The organism is Pseudidiomarina halophila (assembly GCF_003987215.1).
GTDB lineage: Bacteria > Pseudomonadota > Gammaproteobacteria > Enterobacterales > Alteromonadaceae > Pseudidiomarina > Pseudidiomarina halophila.
Genome location: NZ_PIPW01000001.1, coordinates 760,066 through 784,539, shown reverse-complemented (window position 1 = coordinate 784,539; position 24,474 = coordinate 760,066). Strand labels below are relative to the sequence as shown.

The 24,474-nt window shown below is 50.4% G+C and carries 20 protein-coding genes; 11 read left to right on the top strand and 9 right to left on the bottom strand.

From position 1 onward, the window contains the following. Position 1 precedes the first annotated feature (1 nt). Entirely contained in the window at positions 2-2,035 is a 2,034-nt protein-coding gene (metG, locus tag CWI69_RS03750) for a methionine--tRNA ligase (protein WP_126762009.1), read from the bottom strand. Between the two features lie 117 nt (positions 2,036-2,152). On the opposite strand from metG, the gene apbC reads away from it, so the two are divergent. Both apbC and dcd read left to right on the top strand, forming a co-directional pair. Next, positions 2,153-3,211 (top strand): iron-sulfur cluster carrier protein ApbC, encoded by a 1,059-nt coding sequence (gene apbC / locus CWI69_RS03745; RefSeq protein ID WP_126762007.1) that lies wholly within the window; start codon positions 2,153-2,155, stop codon positions 3,209-3,211. A gap of 28 nt (positions 3,212-3,239) precedes the next feature. Beyond that, positions 3,240-3,827 (top strand): dCTP deaminase, encoded by a 588-nt coding sequence (gene dcd, locus CWI69_RS03740; RefSeq protein ID WP_126762005.1) that lies wholly within the window; start codon positions 3,240-3,242, stop codon positions 3,825-3,827. 78 nt (positions 3,828-3,905) lie between these two features. On the opposite strand, the gene CWI69_RS03735 is transcribed toward dcd, so the two are convergent. Both CWI69_RS03735 and CWI69_RS03730 read right to left on the bottom strand, forming a co-directional pair. Then, complete coding sequence (locus CWI69_RS03735) at positions 3,906-6,566, bottom strand: M14 family metallopeptidase (RefSeq protein WP_126762003.1); 2,661 nt, start codon at positions 6,564-6,566, stop codon at positions 3,906-3,908. Positions 6,567-6,577: 11 nt separating this feature from the next. After that, positions 6,578-7,519 carry a gluconeogenesis factor YvcK family protein gene (locus CWI69_RS03730; RefSeq protein ID WP_126762001.1) on the bottom strand — a complete coding sequence of 314 codons (942 nt, stop codon included), beginning with the start codon at positions 7,517-7,519 and terminating at the stop codon, positions 6,578-6,580. A gap of 226 nt (positions 7,520-7,745) precedes the next feature. Here CWI69_RS03730 and CWI69_RS03725 point away from each other — a divergent pair, with 226 nt between their 5' ends. The 5 genes from CWI69_RS03725 (at position 7,746) to CWI69_RS03705 (ending at position 12,069) form a co-directional block, all read left to right on the top strand. Then, positions 7,746-8,717: a DUF4382 domain-containing protein gene (locus CWI69_RS03725; protein ID WP_126761999.1), complete on the top strand. Its 972-nt coding sequence runs from the start codon at positions 7,746-7,748 to the stop codon at positions 8,715-8,717. Positions 8,718-8,855: 138 nt separating this feature from the next. Further along, the gene (locus CWI69_RS03720) at positions 8,856-9,371 is read left to right on the top strand and encodes a DUF192 domain-containing protein (RefSeq protein WP_126761997.1); all 516 of its coding nucleotides are present in this window, start codon (positions 8,856-8,858) and stop codon (positions 9,369-9,371) included. Beyond that, on the top strand, positions 9,368-11,032 hold the full coding sequence (locus CWI69_RS03715; RefSeq protein ID WP_126761995.1) for a M28 family metallopeptidase: 1,665 nt from the start codon (positions 9,368-9,370) through the stop codon (positions 11,030-11,032). The genes CWI69_RS03720 and CWI69_RS03715 overlap by 4 nt, the downstream gene beginning before the upstream one ends. Before the next feature lie 76 nt (positions 11,033-11,108). After that, the gene (locus CWI69_RS03710; RefSeq protein ID WP_275070077.1) at positions 11,109-11,675 is read left to right on the top strand and encodes a YgjV family protein; all 567 of its coding nucleotides are present in this window, start codon (positions 11,109-11,111) and stop codon (positions 11,673-11,675) included. Positions 11,676-11,769: 94 nt separating this feature from the next. Further along, positions 11,770-12,069 carry a LapA family protein gene (locus CWI69_RS03705; protein WP_126761993.1) on the top strand — a complete coding sequence of 100 codons (300 nt, stop codon included), beginning with the start codon at positions 11,770-11,772 and terminating at the stop codon, positions 12,067-12,069. Here the strand turns inward: CWI69_RS03705 and CWI69_RS03700 are convergent. Genes CWI69_RS03700 through CWI69_RS03690 form a run of 3 tightly spaced genes read right to left on the bottom strand, consistent with a single transcriptional unit; the run spans position 12,053 to position 16,886 of the window. Continuing rightward, complete coding sequence (locus tag CWI69_RS03700; RefSeq protein WP_126761991.1) at positions 12,053-12,574, bottom strand: DUF2937 family protein; 522 nt, start codon at positions 12,572-12,574, stop codon at positions 12,053-12,055. The genes CWI69_RS03705 and CWI69_RS03700 overlap by 17 nt on opposite strands. A gap of 58 nt (positions 12,575-12,632) precedes the next feature. Further along, a complete protein-coding gene (locus CWI69_RS03695) occupies positions 12,633-15,740 on the bottom strand; it encodes an efflux RND transporter permease subunit (protein WP_126761989.1) in 3,108 nt (1,035 codons plus the stop codon). A gap of 3 nt (positions 15,741-15,743) precedes the next feature. Continuing rightward, positions 15,744-16,886 carry an efflux RND transporter periplasmic adaptor subunit gene (locus CWI69_RS03690; protein WP_126761987.1) on the bottom strand — a complete coding sequence of 381 codons (1,143 nt, stop codon included), beginning with the start codon at positions 16,884-16,886 and terminating at the stop codon, positions 15,744-15,746. Between the two features lie 144 nt (positions 16,887-17,030). Between CWI69_RS03690 and CWI69_RS03685 the strand changes: the two genes are divergently transcribed. From CWI69_RS03685 to CWI69_RS03675, 3 genes are read left to right on the top strand one after another with little or no spacing between them, the layout of a single operon-like run. Beyond that, positions 17,031-17,471 carry a hypothetical protein gene (locus tag CWI69_RS03685; protein ID WP_126761985.1) on the top strand — a complete coding sequence of 147 codons (441 nt, stop codon included), beginning with the start codon at positions 17,031-17,033 and terminating at the stop codon, positions 17,469-17,471. A gap of 11 nt (positions 17,472-17,482) precedes the next feature. After that, positions 17,483-18,853 carry a M28 family metallopeptidase gene (locus CWI69_RS03680; RefSeq protein ID WP_126761983.1) on the top strand — a complete coding sequence of 457 codons (1,371 nt, stop codon included), beginning with the start codon at positions 17,483-17,485 and terminating at the stop codon, positions 18,851-18,853. After that, a complete protein-coding gene (locus tag CWI69_RS03675) occupies positions 18,853-19,443 on the top strand; it encodes a YqaA family protein (RefSeq protein ID WP_126761981.1) in 591 nt (196 codons plus the stop codon). Before CWI69_RS03680 ends, CWI69_RS03675 begins: the two co-directional genes overlap by 1 nt. Here the strand turns inward: CWI69_RS03675 and CWI69_RS03670 are convergent. From CWI69_RS03670 to CWI69_RS03660, 3 genes are read right to left on the bottom strand one after another with little or no spacing between them, the layout of a single operon-like run. Then, entirely contained in the window at positions 19,435-20,481 is a 1,047-nt protein-coding gene (locus CWI69_RS03670; RefSeq protein WP_126761979.1) for an ArsA family ATPase, read from the bottom strand. The genes CWI69_RS03675 and CWI69_RS03670 overlap by 9 nt on opposite strands. Beyond that, positions 20,481-20,753 carry a cory-CC-star protein gene (locus tag CWI69_RS03665; protein ID WP_126761977.1) on the bottom strand — a complete coding sequence of 91 codons (273 nt, stop codon included), beginning with the start codon at positions 20,751-20,753 and terminating at the stop codon, positions 20,481-20,483. Before CWI69_RS03665 ends, CWI69_RS03670 begins: the two co-directional genes overlap by 1 nt. After that, positions 20,750-22,462 carry a carbon starvation CstA family protein gene (locus tag CWI69_RS03660; protein ID WP_126761975.1) on the bottom strand — a complete coding sequence of 571 codons (1,713 nt, stop codon included), beginning with the start codon at positions 22,460-22,462 and terminating at the stop codon, positions 20,750-20,752. Before CWI69_RS03660 ends, CWI69_RS03665 begins: the two co-directional genes overlap by 4 nt. Positions 22,463-22,593: 131 nt before the next feature. Between CWI69_RS03660 and CWI69_RS03655 the strand changes: the two genes are divergently transcribed. Beyond that, the gene (locus tag CWI69_RS03655) at positions 22,594-24,420 is read left to right on the top strand and encodes an ABC transporter ATP-binding protein (protein WP_126761973.1); all 1,827 of its coding nucleotides are present in this window, start codon (positions 22,594-22,596) and stop codon (positions 24,418-24,420) included. Positions 24,421-24,474 lie beyond the last annotated feature (54 nt).

The following is a 24,474-nucleotide window of genomic DNA, read 5'->3' as shown; positions in this document are numbered from 1 at the left end:
ACTATTTGACCCGCATGCCAGGCTTGGCACCTTCGTGAGGATTCAGAATATAGAGCTCTTCACCACCAGGACCGGCCGCCAGAACCATGCCTTCAGACAAACCAAAGCGCATTTTCCGTGGCGCCAGATTTGCCACCATCACCGTGTGCTGGCCGATCAAAGTCGCTGGATCATAGGCTGATTTTATACCGGCAAACACCTGGCGTGTTTCGCCACCGAGGTCGAGGGTAAGCTTCAATAATTTGTCAGCGCCTTCAACGTGTTCAGCGTTGGCGATCAGTGCCACCCGCAAGTCAACTTTGGCGAAGTCGTCAAAATTAATCTCTTCACTAAGCGGGTCATTTTTTAATTCATCATTGCTCGCCGGGGCAGGCGCTGCCGCAGTATTAGCTGCTTTTGATGCGTCAATCATTTTCTCTACATGCTCCATATCAATGCGTTGTAGCAATGCCTTAAACGGCTGAATCTGATGGTCTTTAAGAATATTGCGGTGACTGTCCCAGTTAAACTCTTCGTTCAGGAAAGCCTGCACACGTTGCGCCAGTTCAGGAACCACTGGGGTCAGATAAATCATCAGCAGACGGAATAAATTAATGCCGATGGAGCAAATTTCATGCACCCGCTCTGCTTTAGCAGGATCTTTGATCAGCTGCCATGGCTCTTCTTCAGCAATATAAAAATTGGCCTTATCAGCAAGCGCCATGATGTCGCGCATTGCCCGCGAAAACTCACGTTTCTCGTAAGATTCTGCGATGGTCGCCGCCGCTGCCTGAAACTCATCTAACAGGGCGGTTTCGTTGATGTTGGCCGCGAGCTTGCCATCAAATTTTTTCTGAATAAAGCCAGCGCAGCGACTGGCAATATTCACCACTTTACCGACCAAATCGCTGTTCACCCGTTGGGTGAAATCAGTCAGATTCAAATCGAGGTCGTCAATTCTGCTGGTCAGCTTGGCGGCGAAATAATAGCGCAGGTAATCGGGATCAAGATGATCCAGATAGGTGCGCGCCATAATAAAAGTGCCTTTTGATTTCGACATCTTGGTGCCGTTCACGGTGATAAAACCATGGGCCCAGACATTGGTTGGCTGGCGGAAATCAGCGCCGTTCAACATGGCTGGCCAGAACAGGCTATGGAAATAAATGATGTCCTTGCCGATAAAGTGGTACAGCTCGGCAGTGCTGTCCTTTTCCCAGTAACTCTCGAAATCGGCGTTACCCGTTGTGGTGCAGTAGTGTTTAAAGCTGCTCATGTAACCAATAGGCGCGTCGAGCCAGACATAAAAGTACTTGCCCGGAGCATCAGGGATCTCAAAGCCAAAGTAGGGCGCATCGCGGCTGATGTCCCAGCGTTGCAGCCCTGACTCAAACCATTCGTTTAGTTTGTTGGCCATTTCTTCCTGCAAGGATCCTGAGCGCGTCCATGCCTTCAACATCGCTTCAAAAGCGGGCAAATCGAAGAAGTAATGTTCTGAGTCACGTAACTCTGGTGTAGCCCCCGAAACCGCAGAAACAGGGTTCTTTAACTCCGTCGGGGCGTAGGTTGCACCGCAGACGTCGCAGTTATCGCCATACTGATCCGCTGCGCCACATTTCGGGCAATCGCCTTTAACGAAGCGATCAGGCAGGAACATTTCTTTTTGCGGATCAAACAATTGAGATATGGTTTTGGTTTTTATATGGCCCGCATCGCGTAAACGGGTATAAATAAGCTCAGCCAGCTCTTTATTTTCCGGGCTGTGGGTCGAATAATAATGATCAAAAGCAACATGAAAATCGGCGAAATCCGCCTGATGGGCGCGATTCATCTCGGCAATCATTTGTTCTGGCTCAATGCCTAGTTGCTGTGCTTTCAGCATAATAGGGGTGCCGTGCGCGTCGTCAGCACACATGTAATGGCACTCGTGGCCACGCATTTTTTGAAAACGCACCCAAATATCAGCTTGTATGTAGCCGAGCATGTGACCGATATGAATTGGTCCATTTGCATACGGCAGCGCATTCGTGACAAGAATCTTACGCGTTGCTGTGGTCATGTATTTCGTCCAATAACTTACGAGTTTCTGAAAGCTCGAAGTGTACCTGAAACAGCACTGGCAATCCACATACAGTCACCGTATCATGCGGCGTTAACGCTAGAATTGGAGAATCGAATGTTGGGTAAATGGCTCGGAAAAAAATCAGCGCCGGAAAACGATGAGACATTCACTGCTGCAGAGCGCGAGCAGTTGCAACAATTCCGTATCCCTGGCTACGAAGGGCCGTTACCCGCGGCGTGGTTTTCCAGGCAAGGGCAACAAGCCCGTCTGAGCTTACCCTTTTCAGCCGGGCCTCAGGTACTCGAGAAGCTGCAGCAGGATGCACAACTAGGTCACTATCAATGGCAGCTTGACTGTCAGGTGGAAAAGTTACCCAATTCGCAACCTGAGCTGCCGTTAATTTATGGCAATGTCATCGTGATTTCATCAGGTAAAGGTGGCGTGGGTAAATCATCGGTAGCCGTCCAGTTGGCAGTAGCCCTGGCAGAAAATGGTGCCAGCGTCGGTTTACTTGATGCCGACATCTACGGCCCGTCACTGCCGACCATGTTGGGCGGCGCTGATGAAAAGCAACAAATCAACGACCAGAATAAAATGCAACCGCACCTGCGCCATGGTGTTTACGTTAGTTCACTGGGTTTTCTTGCCGACAGTAAAGATGCTGCAATTTGGCGCGGTCCTATGGCCAGTGCGGCCCTGCAGCAGCTATTTCGCGACACCGCCTGGCCACGGTTGGACTATTTGATTGTCGACTTACCCCCAGGCACGGGTGATATCCAGCTTACCATCGCGCAGAAGTTGCCGGTCACAGGGGCGGTGGTGGTCACCACACCGCAGAACGTTGCCTTAGCGGATGCCGAGAAGGGCATCGCCATGTTCCGTAAAGTCGGCATTCCATTAACCGGTTTGATTGAAAACATGAGCCATTACCATTGTCCTGCGTGCGGTCACGAAGAAGCCATTTTTGGTCAGCATGGCGGCCGTAAAACCGCTGAATCACATCAGGTACCGCTGCTTGCTCAGTTGCCACTTGCGAGCCCAATCCGACAAGCGCTTGATCAAGGTCAGCCGTTGTTAACAGCAGAGCCGCAGCATCCGCTCAATGCAGCCATCAGAGAGATGGCCACAGCGGTAGCAGCACAACTGTATCAGCAAGCAAAAAAACCGGTATAGTGAACCTACATTTTTATGGAGACAGAACATGCGCTTAACTGATGAACAAATCGAAAACTACCTGGATGCCGGTACCATCGGCATTGAGCCGCGTCCATTAAGCGCAGATATCAGCGGCGTTACCGTGGATATACATCTTGGTAATGAATTTCGGGTGCTGCAGGACCATGCTGCACCGTTTATCGACATCAGTGGGCCCCGCGAGGACATTGAACGCGCGATTGCTCAGGTCATGAGCGATGCGATTATTTTACAGCCGGAGCAGGCGTTCTTTATCCATCCCGGCGAATTTGCACTTGCTGTTACCCATGAAAGTGTCACGCTGCCGGCAGATATGGTGGGTTGGCTCGACGGCCGCTCGTCACTTGCGCGTTTAGGCTTGATGGTGCATGTGACCGCTCACCGCATTGATCCGGGTTGGTCAGGCCAGGTGGTATTGGAATTTTTTAACAGCGGCAAGTTACCGCTTGCGTTGCGCCCACATATGAAAATTGGTGCGTTGAGTTTTGAGCAGCTTGATCAGCCCTGTGGACGCCCTTACAGTAAGCGGCAAGATGCTAAGTACAAAGATCAACGTGGTGCAGTGGCCTCACGAATCAGTGCCGATACCGAATAAAAAAACGATTTGCGAATAAAGAAAAAGCCCGCGATTGCGGGCTTTTTTGTTGCCGAACTGGCTATCCAGATGCCTGGATTAGCGCAGTGGCCGGGCGTGCGATGCACCGCCGAAAATGGCGTTCATCAAGGCCACGTTAAGACCGTCCAGGTAGGCACGGTAGGTCGGTTCCTGAGTGAAGCTGATAACCATACCGCGGCCGCGTGGCTGCCACATCAGGTAAGGTTTATACGCAAGCTGTTGCTTGTTTTCCGCCCACAGATAGCCGCTCACCGCTAATTCATCGGCTGCAGCGTAGGTCATCAGGTTGCGGCCGTTATTAATAGTTAGCGGTCGGAAGATCTGATTTCCCACGGTGAGGCTGATAACAGAATCCGGTACCCCCGCGGTTAACCAGTGCTCCTGATCGACATCCAGCTTGGTGAGTACACCAGAGGTCCAGTACGGGTCGGCATCCGCTGCATTAACGTATTGATGCAAATGCTCGGCGCTGTTTAGCAGTAAACCCTCTACACGTTTCTCCGTAGGCGTTTCGATGTCGTTTGTCTTCGCCTCTTTTTCTAAGGCACTCGCCAATAAGTCAGCTTCCACAGCCCACTTGGTTGCATTGGCAAACGTAATCAATACACCACCGCGTTCGACCCACTGAGTCAGGTTTTTCTGACCCTGCTCACCGAAGGCCTCGGTCAGTGAACCGTAACTGGTAGGTAAAATCAGCACCTGGTAACGACTGAGGTTCGCCTGGCGCAACTGGTCTGCACGTATCGCGGTGACCGGATAACCGAACTTACGTTCGATCAGGTAACGCGTGTGGCCGGCATTGAGGCTGCTAAAAGGTTCATCCCAGGCCAATGCGATACGTGGTGCATGCACTTGTTGGACATTGTTTGAACCGAAGTTCGGACCGTCGACAATCCAGCTGGTATCGACACCGTGGACCTTGGCGCCCGAGGCTATTGCCAGTTCAGCAAGACGTGAACTTAAATCATCAGGGTTATCCGCACGGGTGAAGATAAGTGAGCCGGCTGGATAGCGGGTGCCATCTTTAAACGTGAAGGCTAAATCGCTTTGTTTTACCGACAGGCCATCACGTAAAGCTGCAGTAAGTAAACGACCTGAGTTCATATCACCCCAGGCTGCGACAAAAGCAACCTCGGCATCAGGATTCGTCAGTTCACCAGGTGCAATCAGTTCACCGGAAACCTGACTCAGCTCTACCCGCGGCAGGCGCGCACAGCGTTGTTGTTCCAGGTTAAACATCAGTGGCAGTGACCAGGCGGTCACGTCGTAGATTTGGTCAGGCAGGTTGTTGCTGCGTAAACGCTCTTGCTCAGCAAGAAAGTCAGGTGCCATATTAACTTGTTCATCAAGCAGAGTTCTGACCATGAAATGAGCAGGTTGCGCGGTATCGATTACGTAACTGCCAGCGCTTAGGTCAACGCCACAAGCTTCGAAACTTTCTGCGCTTTGTTGTACCTGTACGCCATGTTGAGTTAATAATCCAGCCAGACGCTTGCTAGCAGCAGGATCTTGTTTGCTATCGATGACGATATAACGCTCATCGCTTTCTTTGCCTTCTTCGATAGCTTGATTCCGGTAGTTCCAAAAGTCCTGCAATAAGCGTTTACGCTCATTACTGGCAGTTTCGATGGTCGCAAGAGAGGCAATAAAGTGACGCTGAACACCGTCACCGTAGGTAAGAATTTCGCCATCTTCGGTGCGGAATTTATGGCCACGTGCAGATGCCATTTCGTAGGTCATGGCAAGTGTGCCGTGATAAAGCGGCCAGCTGGCACCATAACCGGGGTAGAAGGCGTCAAAAATCTCACGGGTGAAGTAATCGAAACCCTGTTCATCAAACCAGCGTCCGTTATTTTCCCCGATAGTCCACAGGGACTCGCGTTGACTTTTGGCAATAAGCGGGTTGTAGGGGCGTGCTTCAGGGGTAAAATAATAGGTTTGATCACCGCCCATCTCATGCAAGTCAACAAAAATCAGTGGGTAGGTTTCCAGCAACTCTTCAACTTGTCCGGAAACTTCTGGTTGGGTGAGAGCGATCCAGTCCCGATTCAGGTCAAATAAGTAGTGATTGCTACGTCCGTTTGGCCATGGCTCGTTATGCTCAACGGAAATTCTGTCGGCACTATGTTCCATTCCTGTGTTCATATAATAGCGACTGACAAAGCGGCTGCGGCCATCAGGGTTTTGAATAGGGTCAATAAACACGACGGTGTTAGCCAGCATGTCCTGCGTGGCTTGATCATCTGCTGCCAGGAGGTGCCAGGCGGTCAGCATTGCTGCCTCGGGTGAAGAAATTTCATTACCATGAACACCGTAGGACAGCCAGATGCTGGCGGGCAGCTCATTAATAAGGCGCTGAGCTTCATCTGCGCTGGTTCTCTGCGGGTTAGCCAGGGCCTGCATCCCTTCTTTAAAATCACCCAGAGTTGCTACGTTTTCTGGGCTGGAAATCGCTACATAGTAAAGCGGGCGGCCTTCCCAGGTTTCGCCATAATTGAAAAGCTTAACCTGGTCAGGATGGGCTTGTTGCAGCGCATTAAAATAGTCGTACATTGCAGCAGGACTGGAGATACGTGAGCCGATGGGATAACCCAGGACGCTTTCGACACTCGGTGTCGCTGAACGGTAATCCGTGTCAAGACCGAGCGAGTTGGTATCAGCCTGCACCGTGCCAAGACCGGCGACGGCGAACAAGGCGGCGATTAAGGTTTTTTTCATTGTTGATTCCCTTAGTTTGGGGGTCGGGCAGCGTTGAGTTGCTTTAGAGCAAGGTTCAGCGCGTTGCGTAAACTTTCTTTATCATGTCGCTGCGGAGCATCCGCGGCCGCTTTAATACTGTTGATATGCGGTGTCGTCAGTCCTGCGTCGGCATTATTGGTGATCACCAGATCAATAATGTCATGCCCGATGGTTGACGTTAACCAGTCTAAGCGCTGACTCAACGGCAATTCACCCGCTGGACTATACTCAGGTAGCAGATTATCAATAAATATGACAGGTGCCTTGCTAGAAGCGATGGTTTCCACAATTTTGTCCACCAACAACGGCGGCATGATCGAGGTCAGAAAACTGCCGGGACCAATAATAATCAGATCACTGCGGCGCAGTTGACGTAACGCTTCAGGGGTTGCTGTAACCGGTGCCGACAAGCGCAGGATTTGCGGCATATGATGAAGTTGGTCGACCAGCAGTTCGCCAAAGCATTCCAGTCCTTCCTGAGTATCGGCCACCAGATCGACCGGTGACTCCGACATAGGTAACAGTCGGGTGTTGACGTTGAGCAGACGGCTAAGCAGCTGAATGCCGTCCAGGGGGCGCGCACTCAGTTGGTTAAGGGTATGCAGAAGCAGGTTGCCGAAGTTATGCCCGGCAAGGGTAGGGTCATCAGTAAAGCGATAGTTAAGTACGTCAGCGGCCAGCGGCTGTTCAACTAATTGTGACAAACAGTTGCGAATATCGCCCCAGGCAATGGTCTGATGTGATCGGCGCAGCAAGCCGCTGGCACCGCCGTTGTCGGTGGTCGCAACTATACCTACCAGGCGGCTTTGCAGAAATTGCAAGCTCGCTAATACGCGGCCTAAGCCGTGGCCGCCGCCAATAGCTGTCACGCGTTTAAGTTGATTGACCAGACACTGGTCCGCTAATTGAGCACCTGGCCCTTGCTCTGCCATTCTGGTGGTACCTTCATGAGTTCTTGATGTATATTTTAATTGATTACTTTAAGCTTCTGCGGGCATTTAATCAATTTAGGCTAACTTTGTTGCGTTTGTTGATAACGCACATGTAATCAGAAACTTAACCAAACTGTAAGTTAAGGGTAAAGCGACTTGTAAACCAAGGGCTATCGATCATACTTGTAGTCAACGTTAATTTGTAACAAATATGAGGGTCAGAAAGATGAAACACATCTATAGTTTACGCCACATTTTGGTGGGATCCGCGCTTTTATCTCTGGCAGCTTGCGGTGGTTCCAGTGAAGATGATCAACCAACACAATTTTCACTCTCTGTTAGTGATGCTCCAGTGGATAGTGCCGATGCAGTTATCGCTTGCTTTAGTGCTGTCGAGCTGGTCGGTAATGGTGGAGAACCATTAACATTCTTAGTGGGTGAGTCCGGCAATACTGTCGCAGCGAACGATGTATGTAAAGACGGCGATGGCGATGTTGTGCCTAACACCTTTGGTGTTGATTTAATGAGTTACACGGGCTCAGACTCTGCTGCGTTGATTTCTGGCGCTGAGGTTCAAGCTGGAACTTACGGTCAATTACGCTTAATTATGGCCCAAGGGTCATATGTCCAGGTTGGCGAAGAGCAGATCCCGTTAAGCGTACCTTCAAATGAACTTAAGTTTGACAGCTTAACCCTAGATGCCGGCGGTAACGTAGCTTATACGGTGGAGTTTGATTTACGCCAGGCATTAGTAAATCCTGTCGGCCAGGCGGGCTATTTCTTAAAGCCTCGCGGTGTTCGTTTAGTTAATAATTTAGAGGTTGGCCATATAGAAGGTACGGTGGCAGAAGCTTTATTAATCCAAAATTCATGTACCGTAGCTCCGGGTGATGTTACAGAACCTGTGGCAGCTGTTTACTTGTACCAGGGAAGCGATTTGGATATCTCTACTTTGGCAGATGTGGGTGGATCAGAAACAAATGAGCCCTATGCTGTTGCAGCGGTTTATTTTGATGGTGTCTCGGTATACGATTTCTCTATCGGCTATGTTGCTGTTGGAGATTATACTGCGGCCTGGAGTTGTCAAACTGAAGACGATCCAGAAGCTAATGATGATATAACTTTCAACGGAACTGTAAACGTGAACGTCGATGGCGAAGAAGCTGTGACTGATGTAACTATTTCCGAAGCAAATTAGTTAATAGATTGAACATGCATCAATGCTAATTGAATAGCATCTTTTTACTTTGTACGTTAAAGCCCCGGAAAGGGGCTTTTTTTTCCCTGCGAATCAGGCCATACTTGATATCCGTTTTGTTTTAAAAGGTTGCTGATCGTGCTTATTCGAACTTTCATTTTCGCCGGCCTCATTGCAGCTTTATTTAGTGTCTCACCACGGGCGTTGGCGCAAGGGGAATGTTCCACCGATAAAGACGCAGTGTGTCAGTATGAAGTGGTGAAGCTTTGTGGTGCAACTGGACAGCCAGCCATGACTGTCGAGATCGCCGATACTTTCGCCAAACGTGAGCGTGGCTTAATGCACCGTGAAAGTCTGGCCGAACACCAGGGTATGTGGTTTGTCTACGATCAGGAACGACCAGGCTATTCTGGCTTTTGGATGTTTAACACTAAAATCCCACTAGATATCGCTTATCTCGACAAATCATTAAAGGTCGTAAAAACCTTTACGATGCGCCCGTGTACAAGCGTTAATCCGCGTAATTGCCCAGCTTATCGTCCCGGTGTGAGTTATTGGGGCGCACTTGAAATGCCCGCTGGATATTTTGCCGAACAGGGTATCCAGCAAGGAACTCAATTACAACAATGCGAAAAACAGGAGAACGACCGATGAGAAAATTCTCGGTGCTTGCTGCCAGCTTGCTTATTGTCGCATGCTCGCCCGCAAGTGAACCCGAAACGTCGATGCATCCACAAATGGAAGTCGACCCTTATAGTTTCAACGAAAACTATCGTGAGTATCTCGCAACTTTAAGCTCTGACGAGTTTGAAGGACGGGCGCCAGCGAGCAAAGGTGAAGAACTGACCGTCGCATTTATTGAAAACAAATTCCGCAATTGGGGCTTAAAGCCCTACGATGGGGAAGCCAATAGTTACCGTCAGGAAGTTCCATTAGTGAAAATGACACCATACAGCGTGTCTGAAATGAACTTCAGTGACAGCGATCTGGGCGCTTTTTCTTATAAACAGGATATGATGGCCTGGTCACCGCGTGTGCAGGAAGAAGTTAGCCTTGAAGGCAGCGAGATGGTATTCGCCGGTTACGGCATTGTCGCACCTGAGTTTGGTTGGGATGATTATCAGGGGCTTGATGTCGAAGGTAAGACAGTAGTTGTTCTGGTCAATGACCCAGGCTACGACTCAGGTGACGAAGAGGTCTTCAATGGCCGTGCAATGACCTATTACGGTCGTTGGACCTACAAATTTGAAGAAGCCGCCCGTCAGGGTGCTGCAGGAATTATCGTTATTCACGAGACGGGTCCGGCAGGCTATGGCTGGGGCGTCATCGCTGGTGGTTCTCCGGTTCGATTCGATTTAGCGCGTGACAATAAAAATATGGATCGCACCCAAATTGAGGGTTGGATCACGCAGGAGGCAGCAGATAAATTGTTTGCCCGTGTCGGGTCTTCCTATGAGGAGATGCGAGAACAAGCGCAACAGCCAGACTTTGCCCCGGTAGCATTGAATACGGCGATGTCAATCACCGTGAAATCGGATTTTGAATACCTCAGCTCACCAAACTTGATTGGTTTCATCGAAGGCAGCGAACGACCTGAAGAGCACATTATTTATATGGCGCACTGGGATCATCTTGGCATGAATCCAATTACCAGTGATGACCAGATTTACAATGGTGCTCAGGATAACGCAAGCGGCACAGCAGGAGTTATGGCTCTGGCTGAGTTCTTTGCCAGTCAGCCACAGCCCGAGCGTTCTGTGGTGTTCGTGTTGGTTACCGCAGAGGAGCGGGGCTTGCTTGGTTCGAACTGGTATGCCAACAATCCGATGCTACCGCTAAGTAAAGCTGTTGCAGGTATCAACATGGACGTACTAAACGTTTACGGCCCGATGAAAGATATGGTGGTGGTAGGCTATGGCAACTCGGAGCTGGAAGAATATTTAGCTCGCTATGTTGAGCAGCAGGATCGTTATGTTGCGCCTGAGCCTACGCCTGAAGCCGGCTCATTTTACCGTTCAGATCATTTCAATCTGGCCAAACGCGGTGTACCCATGCTGTACGCAAAAGGCGGTAATGATCACGTCGAATTTGGCGTTGAATACGGTAAAGAAAAGCGCGCTGAATACGTACAGGTTGCTTACCATAAACCGGCGGATGAATATGATCCGGAGTGGGATTTACGCGGCGTGCAACAAGATCTCTGGTTGTACTATTGGATTGGTAACGAGTTAGCAAACTCCGAAGCCTGGCCAAACTGGTACGAAGGTAACGAGTTCCGTGCAATTCGTGACGCAACTGCAGAAGAACGCCAGTAACGGCTAAGTTCATTGCGTTAAACGGCGGCGACTTGCAAAGGTGGCCGCCGTTTTTTTGCTTAGAAGGGATTAGAAATTGAGCTTTATTTCTGTAGCTGAACTCTTTGGGTTCATGGCGCTAATAACTAACTTTATTGCCTACCGGCAACCGACTGCAGATCGTTATCGCATCGTTTCGGCTCTGGCACTGGGCGCATTATCGATCCATTTCTTCATGCTGGATGCAATAGCAGGGGGTATCGTTACCGGTATCGCGGTACTGCGAAACTTCATTGCACTGCGTTGGCAGGGGCCATGGGTACTGTGGGGGTTTGTTGCCCTTAATATTGTCTTTCTTTTTATAGAATGGCTGTTTCCTATTGCTTCGCTACAGTTTTCGACCAGTGGTGTAGCTGTTACCTTTTCGACTGAACCGAGCCACTGGTCCATCTGGATCGCCTATACCTCGTCGATTATTTTCACCGTTGGCTCGATAAAACTGAATGATCCCGAACGGATCCGCCGTTGGTTTTTGTTAGCGGAGTCATTAGGGCTTATTTATGCGATCATTGTTGGTAGTGTGTCTGGGACGATTTTCAATATCGTCAATTTGACCAGTATTATTCTTAAATTGTTACAGGATAAACGTGCCCGAACCTTGTAATTTTGGCTGCTCGCCTCAATAGTAACTAGTAGGAAGCAGAAATAGTGAGTAGTCCGTTATTATGATGATTTATATTCGCCAATGGAAAAACAAGATGACACCGCAACCCGGTGCCAATCCTTTTATGGTGGTGTTGAGTTGGTTACTGCTGGGTATCATGTTGCTGGTAGCACTGGGGTTGGGTCTTATCTTCCTATTGGTCGGTTGGATCCTACTGTTACCGGTACTGTGGCGGAAGCGGCGTCAAATCAAGCAAATGTGGCAATTTAACAAAGCCGCACAACAGGCTCAGCGGGACGCGCGCGAACGCCATGAACGTCAGCGCGAACAACGGGACAACCAGAATGACAGCTCAGTCATTGACGGCGAGTATTCGGTTAAGAACGACGACTAGTATAACGATGCCGGCGGCGCCGCCGCCACATCCCTTTGCAAGCCGCCCCGCAGGTGTCGAACAGCACCACCAGCGCCAACGCAAATAATGCCCCAGTCGCTATGGCTTGTTGATTTAGCGGCACATTGAAACTGTAATGCTCCAGCGTGCCAGTCATTAATTCTTCATCATGTCGCCAGGCTAAAGCCCATAGCTGGCGTGGATAATCCGTCTGGAAATAGCGTTGTTGCTGTTCGAAGGTTTGCACGCGCTGCACCAGATTGCGAATAATTGCAGCTTCGGCCTGAAAGGCCGGTTGTTGGCTCGCTTCATGATCCTCGATCAGACCACTTATCTCGCCATCATAATATTTATCGGCGATAGCCTGATACTGGCGGTAATAGACCATGGCCTCTGCGTATTGTGCAGCGAGGCGTTGTTTATACTGGGTCAGTAAATTGGGCGCCTGGATGCCAATAAGCAGGGCGCCGGCAGCAAGACAAAGAATGAAGTATCGATAAATCATAAGCTATGGCTACCCCGGTAAACATGAGATAACCATAGCATGACAGTGGTTGCAGCAACTAGTCTTCTTCACGCTCCTTCGGCGGGAAAGTGCGCCGAACAATATAGAACAGGAGTGGGACGAAGAAGATCGCAAGAATGGTTCCGCCCAGCATTCCGCCAATAACACCTGTACCTATGGCTTGTCGGCTGACCGCACCAGCTCCGGTTGATAACGCCAGGGGCAGCACACCAAAGGTAAATGCCAATGAGGTCATCAGAATAGGACGCAGCCGCAGACGCACGGCTTCGAGTGTCGCGTCAAGCAACTCCTTACCCTGAGCCTGCAGATCTTTGGCAAACTCAACGATCAGGATGGCATTACGGGACGACACACCGACGGTGGTTAACAGACCTACCTGGAAGTAGACGTCATTCTCCAGTCCACGCATGGTCGCAGCAATAACTGCACCCAGGATGCCGAGCGGCACCACCAGCATTACCGCAAATGGAATCGACCAACTCTCGTACAATGCTGCTAAACAGAGAAACACGATCAGGAGCGATAAGGCATAGAGCAACGGCGCCTGATCACCGGACTTTCTTTCTTCAAGTGAAATACCGGTCCACTCAAAGCCGATACCGTCAGGCAGTTGGCTGATAAGACGTTCCATGGTCATCATGGCAGCACCTGATGCGTATCCCTCGGCTGCTTGCCCCTGAATATTCATGGCCGGCACACCGTTATAACGCTCCAGTCGTTGTGGGCCAAAGGTCCAGCTTGATGAGGCAAAGGCTGAGAAAGGAACCATTTCGCCTTCATCGTTGCGCACGTACCATTGCTTAAGGTCCTCAGGATCCATACGACTTTCAGCCTTACCCTGAATATAAACCTGTTTCACCCGGCCGCGATCAATAAAGTCATTAACGTAGGTCGAACCAAAGGCCGAACTAAGTGTGGCATTGATCGAGCTGATAGACAGACCCAGTGCTTTGGCCTTTTGGAAATCTACATCGATGCGAAATTGTGAGGTATCTTCCAGGCCATTGGGTCGGACGCCAGTCAACTCTTCCTGTTGTGCTGCCATCCCGAGCAATTCATTGCGTGCTTCCAATAACGCCTCATGACCCAGCCCGCCGCGATCCTGCAGGTACAAATTAAACCCTGTTGCATTGCCAAGAGCAGGGATGGAAGGCAGATTAAACGCAAAGATCATGGCTTCCCGGATTTGACTCAAATGACCCATAGCGCGACCAATGATGGCATCTATCTGTAATTCCGGTGTAGTACGCTCGGACCAGGGCGTCATGCGTACAAACGCCAGACCCGAATTCTGTCCCTGGCCACTAAAGCTGAAGCCAACAACGGAGAATACCGAGCGTATACCTTCCGCTTGATCAAGGTAGTAATCCTCGATTTTGCGCATGGTTTCAAATGACTGTTCCTGGGTTGCACCTGCTGGTAACTGCATCTGAGTTAAAAATACACCACGATCTTCGTCAGGAATAAAGGAGCTTGGCATGCGCACAAACATAATGCCAAGCACAACGACCAGCGCCAGGTAAATGAAAATGAAACGGACACTGCGCTTAATAATGCTTTGTACCGAATCGGTATAACGCTCGATCAGTCGATTCAGACCGCGGTTAAAGGCGCCGAGGATCCCTTTATTCTGTTTTTCATGATCAACAGGTTTGAGAATGGTCGCGCACAGAGCAGGGCTGAAGATAATTGCCACCATGACTGACAGTGCCATCGCCGAGATAATGGTAATGGAAAACTGCCGGTAAACTGCTCCGGTTGAGCCACCGAAGAACGCCATAGGAACAAACACCGCGGCCATGACCAGGCCGATAGCGATCAGCGCCCCGGTAATCTGTTTCATCGATTTTATCGTGGCTTTGCGGGGCGAGAGTTTTTCTTCGCTCATCAGCCGTTCGACGTTTTCGACCACCACGATGGCGTCATCAACCAGCAAACCTATCGCCAGTACGATACCAAACATGGTCAGGGTATTTATGGTGAAACCGAACGCCGACATAATGCCGAAGGTACCCAGCAATACCACTGGAATCGCAAGTGCCGGTATCAACGTAGCGCGTAAGTTCTGCAGAAAAATGAACATCAGCAGGAATACCAGAACTACAGCCTCAAAGAGGATCTTAACCACTTCAGTAATGGAAATCTCGACGAAAGGAGTAGTGTCATAGGGTATAACGAGTTCAACACCAGGAGGAAAGAATTGCTCCAGCTCAGCCACAGTTTCTTTCACCGCTGCTGCAGTATCTAGGGCATTAGCGCCCGTCGCCAGATTGATGGCAATGCCTGAGGCTGCCTGACGGTTGTAGCGGGCAATAGTGCCGTAATTTTCTCCCCCTAGCTCAACATGAGCAACGTCACCGACGGTCACAGCTGAGCCATCGTTGTTTACCCGCAGCAGGATTTCTTCGAACTGCTCGACGCTTTCGAGTCGAGTTTGCGCGATAATAGACGCGGTCAGGCGCTGCCCTTCAACGGCTGGCGTACCCCCCAGTCGACCCGCAGCCACCTGGTTGTTCTGTTCGCGTAAAGCTAACACAACGTCTTCAGTGGTCAGGCTAAATCGGGTTAATTTTTGTGGGTCCAACCAAATACGCATGGCATAGGGAGAGCCGAACAATTGCACATTACCAACGCCCGGTGTACGCGCAATGGGATCTTGAATATTGCTGGCAATATAGTCGCCCAGATCGATTTGATTGAATTCCGGGTTATCAGATACTAATGCCAGAACCATCAGAAAGGAATCATTGGATTTCGCGACGATAATCCCCTGATCCTGCACGGCCTGAGGCAATAATGGCACCACCAGCTGTATTTTATTCTGCACCTGTACCTGAGCTATATCGGGATCCGTTCCGGCGGCAAAGGTCAGTGTAATGCTGGTATTGCCCGCTGAATCGCTGGTCGACGAGAAGTACTGCAAATTATCAATACCATTAAGGTTCTGCTCAATAATCTGAGTAACACTTTCTTCCAGTGTTTCCGCAGTCGCACCCGGGTAGGTGGCATTGATCTGCACCGATGGTGGCGCAATCTGTGGGTACTGCTCTACTGGCAATTGCGTTATCGCCAAGCTACCAGCGAGCATAATAATAATGGCAATAACCCAGGCGAAGATCGGACGATCGATGAAAAACTTAGCCATATCTTATTTCACTTCTTCCGTTTGTACTGTCGCTCCGGGTTGGACCTTTTGCAGGCCCTCGACAATGATTTTATCGCCCGCTTCAAGTCCTGACCGAACAATCCAGTGACTGCCGGACGTCTCGGTTACCTCGATGTAACGTTGCTCAACTTTACCTTCAGATGTGACCAGCAACACCACAGCCCGCCCGCGCGGATCGCGGGACACGCCAGTCTGCGGGGCGAGCAGGGCATCGGTAAGAGTACCGGTGGCGATCTCCGCGTTGACAAACATACCCGGCAGAATGCGGCGTTGTGGATTATCAAACTGGGCACGCAGTGCAATCGAACTGGTCGACGGGTCGACCGTCACCTCATTAAATAGTAATTTGCCCTCGGCGATCGCTTCAGTACCGTTGTTGGCATAAAGTTTTACCTTTGCCTGATTATTCTCATCAACCCGAATACGACCCGCGGCAATAGCTTCCTGCATCTCCAGGTACGCTTCGCTGCTTTGCTGAATATCAACATAAATCGGGTCCAGCTGGTGAATGGTGGTTAATGGCAAGCTTTGACCGACGCTCACTAGTGCGCCCTCGGTGAGGACCGAGCGTCCAATGCGTCCACTAATCGGAGCTTTAACTGCTGTGTATTCAAGGTTCACAGCGGCACGTTGTTGCTGTGCTTCAGCAACTTTGAGTTGCGCCTGCGCTTCCAGGTAGGCGGCTTCAGCTTCGTCAAATTCCTGCTGACTGATAGCGTTGTCAGCCAGTAAGTCCTGAAACCGCTTGAACCGTGCGGTTGCTGCACTCAAAGTGGCTTGCGCTTGCGCTACCGCAGCTTCTGCTGCAGCCAGGTCGGCTTTATAAATTGCCGGGTCAATGCGATAGAGTGACTGGCCCGCTTCAACGTCGCTGCCTTCTGTAAACAGTTGTTGTTCCAAAATACCACTTACTTGCGGGCGAACTTCTGCGCTACGATACGCAGTGGCACGGCCAGGTAGCGTTGTTGTTAAATCAAGAGATTGGGTCTCAAGCGTGACCACGCCGACGGTCTGCTGTTGCTGTTGTTGTTGCGGGTCAGACTGTTCAGCATCACTGCAACCGGCAATCAGCATCGCGCTGCTAAAGACTGCAATGGCCAGTGGTGATAGGGTACGTTGACGCATGTAATGACTACCTCATTTTTTGAATTTTTGCGTAAAGCTTAGTGAGCTTGTATAGATGGCCGTAATTATACATACATACATGAATGTTTGTAAGTGGAAATCTCAACTTCATTGAGTGCTACGTGCTTTAAAGGGTAAAAGTTTATGTCAGCAACGTTTAAAAAGAGTCTGGTTGCAGCAATTATCGTATTAATTATCGGTAGTCTGGCAAGTTGGCTATGGCACAGCACCGCGCAACGGGACGGTTCGAAACAACGCAGTAAACTCTATCAGGAGTTGCTGGAACTTTCCGGTAAGCTAAACCGTGACTTACCGCGTATGCTCGATCAACAAACGCGTTTTGATCGCGCTGAAGTAGCAAATTATGGTATGCGTTTCTACTACACACTGATTCGTGTGGATCGCTTCGTGCATGATGAAAATGATTTTGAACAGCAGGTCAGGCCCGCTATGCTGCGCGAGTATTGTACGGGCGAGGCATTAAAATTCTATCGGGAAGAGGCTGATTTTGTTGAGTTCCGTTATTTAGATCAGAACGAACTAAATCTGTTTACTTTGCGCTTTACTCCAGAAGATTGTGAATAAGAGGTTCACCTATGAAATCCATAGTTCTATCGACCGTGTTTGGGCTTACGCTAGCAAGCAGCGTACAAGCAGACACAATAACCTATAACGATCAGGAACGCCTGCACGCGATTGCCGGGGCTGTTTCTGCCGAGCGTATTGAGCAGGATATTACTAAACTGGTGAGTTTTGGTACCCGCCATACACTTTCAGAAACCGAATCTGACACCCGGGGAATTGGTGCGGCACGGCGCTGGATTAAAGCCGAGTTCGAGGAAATTTCAGCGGCCTGCGGCGGTTGCCTGGAAGTCTACTTCCAGTCTGACGTGATTAGTGGCGAAGCACGGATCCCCAATGCCACAGAAGTTGTGAGCGTCATTGCCGTGCAACGGGGCAGCGTTGATCCCAACCGTTATGTCATTATGTCCGGTGACATCGATTCACGCGTTTCTGATGTTATGGACGCCACCTCTGATGCGCCGGGCGCCAATGACAATGCCTCGGGTGTAGCGGGTACTCTCGAAGCAGCGCGGGTTCTGAGTCAATATGAGTTCGCCGGCACTATTGTATATGCAGCCTTAGCGGGGGAAGAACAAGGCTTGTTCGGTGGTAAAATTATGGCGGAACAGGCCCAGGCTGATGGTTGGCGCATTAAAGCCGTGTTGAATAACGATATGATTGGCAATATTGAAGGTGTCAATGGCGTGATCAACAACAGCACTGCGCGTATTTTCGCTGAAGGCACACGCATGGATGAGACCGAAGAAGAAGCGCGGCGTCGTCGTTACACCGGTGGTGAAGTTGATTCCCCAAGTCGTAACCTGGCGCGCTACATCGATTGGATGGCCGACCGTTATATTCCAAACCTGGATACCATGGTGATTTACCGCCTCGATCGATTTGGCCGCGGGGGCCATCACCGTCCGTTTAATGATCTGGGCTTTCCGGGCGTGCGGATCATGGAAACCAACGAGAATTACAATCGCCAGCATCAGGATTTAAGAGTCGAAGACGGGATTGAATATGGCGATACCCTGGATGGTGTTGATTTTGATTATGCGGCAAAACTGACTGCGCTTAATGCCGTCTCTTTAGCCAGTATGGCCTGGGCACCAAGTCCACCAGCGGATGTCAGCATTGCCGGTGCCGTCAGCCCCAGCACGACCCTGAAATGGCAGGCTGCTGCCGGCGATGAAGGTGATCATATCGCCGGTTATCGGGTGTACTGGCGTCATACCGATGCGCCTAACTGGGAGTTTAGTCGTGATGTTGGCCTGGTAAACGAATACACGCTTGAGAATATCGTCATTGATAATTATTTCTTTGGCGTTGCCAGTGTCAGTAAAGACGGCTTTGAAAGCCCTGTGGTATTTCCTGGTCCGGCGGGTGCATTCGGCGAATAATGCGCACTCCTGACGACCAACGTGCCAACAAGTGGTTGGCACGTATTCTCGACTCCAATCATATCCTCTGGATGATTTTCCTGCTTTCGATGTTGGAGTCGATTATTTTGCCGGTGCCACTGGAGCTGGTGCTGATCCCACTGCTAATTCATGAGCGTGACCGTTGGTTTTCCATCGCGACCGTAGCTTTGGCCGGGTGTCTTGTGGGCGCCACTATTGGCTACACTATTGGCGTGTTCTTTTTCGATACCGCCGGGCAATGGTTAATTGAATGGTTTGGTGTTAGCGCTGAGTTCTCAGAGTTTCAGCAGGACTTTAGCGAACATGGCTTTGCAACTTTGCTGCTGGTCGGTATAACGCCGATACCCTTTCAGGTAGGGATGCTCGCAGCTGGTAGTTCAAATTATCCTTATCTGTTATTTTTTCTGGCAGCTCTCATCGCCCGCGGCATCCGTTATTACGGTCTGGCACTGCTGGTGATCTGGCTTGGCGAGCGTATTCTGAACTGGTGGGAGCAACATCAGCAACGGCTTGGCTGGGGCGTACTTGCTGTGGGTATCGCTATTTATCTGCTCGTGGTTTTAAACTGACCTGTGGAAGTTGCAGTCTTTTAGTGCTTGCAGCAACTGTTCTAAGCCACTTATGCCATCAAGATCTGTTGGGAAAAGCGGCAGGTAAGTTTTCAGCTCCCGCGCAAAGCACTGCTCAATTTTTTCATGGTAGATGTTTTCCTGCTGTTTGCGTCGCAACAGAAATTCACCTTGTCGCTGGTCTGACAGATAGTCCGGCAGGTTGCGGTTCACGATAAGTGCTGCCAGTGGCAGGTTGTGCTCATGCAGTTGTTTTACCGCCCGCTGTGTTTCTAATATGGGTAACTTTTCTGGCGTCAGAACTAAAAGAATAGCCGTTTCGTCAGTATTCTTGATGGTGCTGCGCACCCGTTGAAACAGCTGTTGCCGCTCACGCAATCGCTCAGCAATTTTCGCGTTGCGATCACTTAAGTTGGCAACTCCGTGTTGTCGCGGTTCGGCCATCGGGTGCTGCGGGGCGGTTTGCCGGGCGGATGCTAAATGATCGACGACGCCCTGTAATTGCTGCGCTTTTTCACTGTGCTGCATCAATCCCTGCGTCCATGCAGACATCGCTTCAGGAAGGATCAACAGACGCAGGGTATGGCCCGTCGGCGCGGTGTCAAAGAGTACGTGGTCATAGCCCGTTGCGGTTCGTTGATCGATGATTTTAGCGATTGACTCAAGTAATGCCGCTTCCTGGGTTCCCGGTGATTGCGCTGTAAGTTTCATCTGCTTTTCAATTTGCGGGTATAAGGTTGGCTTGACCAGATCTTTCATGCTGGCAAGCACATTTTCAATGTGCGCGTTTACCTGTTCATCCGGATCGATCTCCAGGGCATCAAGATCTGTCTCAATGGACGTTGTCTGGCCACCGATAGCGATGTCAAACGCATCACTTAAACTGTGTGCCGGATCCGTTGAAACAATGAGTACACGTTTTCCACTGCGGGCAAGCTTTAGTGCCAGCGCAGAAGCAACTGAGGTTTTACCGACACCGCCTTTACCGCCGATAAAGACAATGGGGGGGAGCTGCGCAAGAAACTCTGGAGCCGCCATTAACAGCACCTGAACTCATCAAAAGGTGAATGTTCCATGCCCATGCGCAAATGCCATTCGTGAAATTGTTCCAGCAATAGGGGCTGCAGCTCCAGGGTGTAGTAACTTGCGGGATTAGGAATGCCCATCATCTCGGCGTAAACGTAGAGCATGAAGAGATCGTCCTGCTCGCGTTTTGCCCGCGCTACCGCAGCGCGGTAGGGGGCATTGTAGTACTCATTAGCCAGTTTATTCGCTCGTGAGAGCCAGTTACGTATGGCGGTAATTTTCATGAGCGGTTCGCTTTGTTCTCGGTTGCATTCTCTCCCGCCTGATCAGCTGCATTCTCGCGACGAATGCGGGTCAGAGCGCTGGCTGATTCGAGGGCAATCCAGATGGCTGCGATTAACACCAGCAGGTCAAGGCTGAACAGGAACCAGTTGGCGTCGTCATAGAAACCTTTCAGCTGAATGAGCAGCGCATAAATGGTCATCACTAACAAAAATAGTAAGGGTAGCAGGGTGACATACATGGGTCGTTTGAGCCGCACCAACATAGTCGTTATAACCAATAGAGTTAGTCCTGCCAACAATTGATTGGTGGTACCGAAAAGTGGCCATATTGCCAGTCCACCCGTACCATCGGCACCACCAGCGCCGAACGCAAGAATTAAACATGAACCCACGGCCAGCAGCGTTGCAGGCGCGGCTTTTTCCATCCATTTAATGTTGTAAATGCCACCCCATTCCTGAAAAATATAGCGCTGCAGGCGTATCCCGGTGTCCATCGTCGTGCCGGCAAATAATACTGCCATCACTGTTAGCAGAGTTTCAGAAATCTCCACATCCAGACTTAAACCCTGTTGCAGGATTTGCGCACCACCGGAGACGAAAGCGGAAACACCGCCCTGACCAAAGCTGTGATAAACCGCCTGCCAGTCAGCAAGCGTCGCAAACCCCGCGGTAACGGCAATGATGGTTGCCAGCGATAACGAGCCTTCACCAATAGCGCCAAAGTAACCGACAAAGCGGGCGTCCGTTTCCTTGTCGAGTTGTTTGGAAGTCGTGCCCGAGGCCACCAGCCCGTGAAATCCGGAAATCGCGCCGCAGGCAATGGTGACAAAAAGTAACGGAACCAGCGACGGCGTACCCTCGGGTGTGTTGGTATTAAATGCCGGAGCAACCAGCTCCGGACCACTGATAAGTACCGCGCCGTAGATGAGGAACAAGCCGATAAAGAGCTGCAAACCATTAATGTAATCGCGCGGCTGCAACAACATCCAGACCGGCAATAATGATGCAATCGCAGCGTAGAAGAACAGAATCAGGATCCAGCTGGCATTATCCGACAGGCCCATCACCGTTTCCGGCAAGGCTAAGGGGACTGCCGGGCCAACGAAAATCATGGCATATAAAGCGAGCACGCCGAGTATGGATATTGTTCCCAGCCCCATCCATTTGCGGAAAATAATCTGACCGATAATCAGTGCGACAAAAATAGCGCCCCAAACGGGGACTACGGAGCTGGGGAAGTTAATAAGTAAGCCTGAAATCGCTGTGGCAAAGACCGCATTGACCATCAGAAGCACTAAAAAAATAACAATCATAAATAACGATTGCGAACGCTTACCGACAACGTCTCCGGTTAGCGCACCGATAGAGCGGGCGCGATTACGGCTGGAGGCCCAGATAGCGCCAGCATCGTGCACACCGGCAAAGAAAATGGTACCGAAAATGACCCATAAAAATGCGGGTACCCAGCCCCAAATGACCGCGATTGCGGGACCAATGATAGGGGCAGCCCCTGCTACGGAAGTGAAGTGGTGCCCCCAAAGCACATATTTATTAGTTGGCACAAAATCAATGCCATCTTCGAATTCATGGGCGGGGGTACGAAAGTCCGGATCCAGCTTATAGATCTTTTCAGCGACGTATTTCGAGTAGAAAACATAGCCCAGAAACATGCCACCTAAACCAAGCAACATCAGTAAAATAGCGTTCATGTGGTACCTTTTTCGTTTATTATGAAGTCAAAGGCTTACAAATTAACTGCTTCATGATACGGCAGACAGACGCGGTTATGACATTCGACCAAGGTCGAGTTGCTGTTCGATCATTTAGCTAAAGGATAGTTATGTTTCGCTGGTTTGAAAACCGTTTGAATCCATTCCCGCCTCCCTCGCACGAACAACCGCCGAAGGGATTGATTGCGTTTTGCCGGTATTACACTCAGGGTGCCTGGCTTTATATCTTTATTGCAGGTCTGTTAATGATGGCAATTGCCATCACCGAGGTCTGGTTGTTCAGCTTTATAGGCAATATTGTCGACTGGCTGAGTGAACAGTCGCGCGAGAGCTTTGTTGGTGATCAGTTGTGGTACCTGATTGGCATGGCGGCGGTAGTGTTAATTCTGCTGCCAGCATTAGTGGTGATGCATTCATTAGTTACCTTCCAGTCACTGCTTGGTAATTACCCCATGCGGATACGCTGGTTGGTGCATAACTACCTGTTGCAACAATCCATGGTGTTCTATCAGGATGAGTTTGCCGGTCGCATTGCCACCAAGGTGATGCAAACGGCACTGGCGGTACGTGAAAGCGTTATCAAGTTGTTTGATGTACTCAATTACGTCAGCGTGTACTTCATTGGTACCGTGGTTATTGTTGCCACCGCAGACTGGCGTCTGGCGTTGCCGCTGCTGGCCTGGCTTGGCTGTTATGTGGTGTTGCTGCGTTATTTTGTGCCCAAGCTCGGTAAAGTGGCGGCTGCGCAGGCAGATGCCCGCTCTGTCATGACCGGACGTATCGTTGATAGTTACACCAATATTCAAACGGTAAAGTTATTCTCTCATGCACAGCGGGAGAGTGCCTTTGCCAAAGCAGGCATGAACGAATTTCTTGGCACCGTACACCGGCAAATGCGTCTGGTCACCAAACTGTACACCTGTTTGTATGTGCTGAACTCACTGCTTCTGTTCAGTGTCGCGGCACTCGCTATAAGCTTGTGGGTTGATGAGCTCATTACGGTCGGTGCCATCGCTGTGGCATTGAGTCTGGTGTTGCGGCTGTGGGGCATGAGCCAGTGGATCATGTGGGAAGTTTCGGCGTTATTTGAAAATATTGGCACTGTGCAGGATGGTATTAAAACGATATCGGTGCCTCAGGTGATCAAAGATGACGAACAAGCTGCTCCCTTGAAAGTGACCCACGGGGAGGTGACGTTTGACCAGGTCAATTTTCATTACTCCGATGATAAACCGGTACTTCGTGATTTTAACCTGCACATTAAACCCGGTGAGAAGATTGGCCTGGTGGGCCGCTCCGGAGCCGGTAAATCAACGCTGGTCAACTTGCTGCTGCGGTTTTATGAGCTTAATTCAGGCAGTATTGCTATCGACGGCCAGGACATAGCCAAAGTCACTCAGGATAGTCTGCGCGCGCAAATCGGCATGGTTACCCAGGATACCTCCTTGTTGCACCGCTCGGTAAGCGGCAACATTGCGTATGGCCGACCTGATGCGGATCAGGACATGATAGAACAAGCGGCAGGGCGTGCGGAGGCAACGACCTTTATTGCCGATCTTGAGGATGCCGCCGGTCGCCGGGGTTATGAGGCGCATGTTGGTGAGCGGGGCGTAAAACTCTCCGGCGGGCAACGTCAACGTATCGCGATTGCGCGGGTGATGCTTAAAGATGCGCCGATCCTGATCCTTGACGAAGCAACGTCAGCACTTGATTCAGAAGTTGAAGCCGCCATTCAGGAAAACCTGTACCGTCTGATGGAAGGTAAAACCGTTATTGCCATTGCCCACCGTTTGTCCACCATCGCTGCCATGGATCGCCTGGTCGTGATGGACGAAGGACGAATTGTTGAACAGGGTACCCATGCCGAGCTGCTGGCACATGATGGTTTGTATGCAAGTCTCTGGGCGCGGCAGTCGGGTGGTTTTATCGCTGAGTAAAAAACTAATGCGAAAAACTGAGAATAAATTATGGCCTTGCTTCGTCTTAATAAA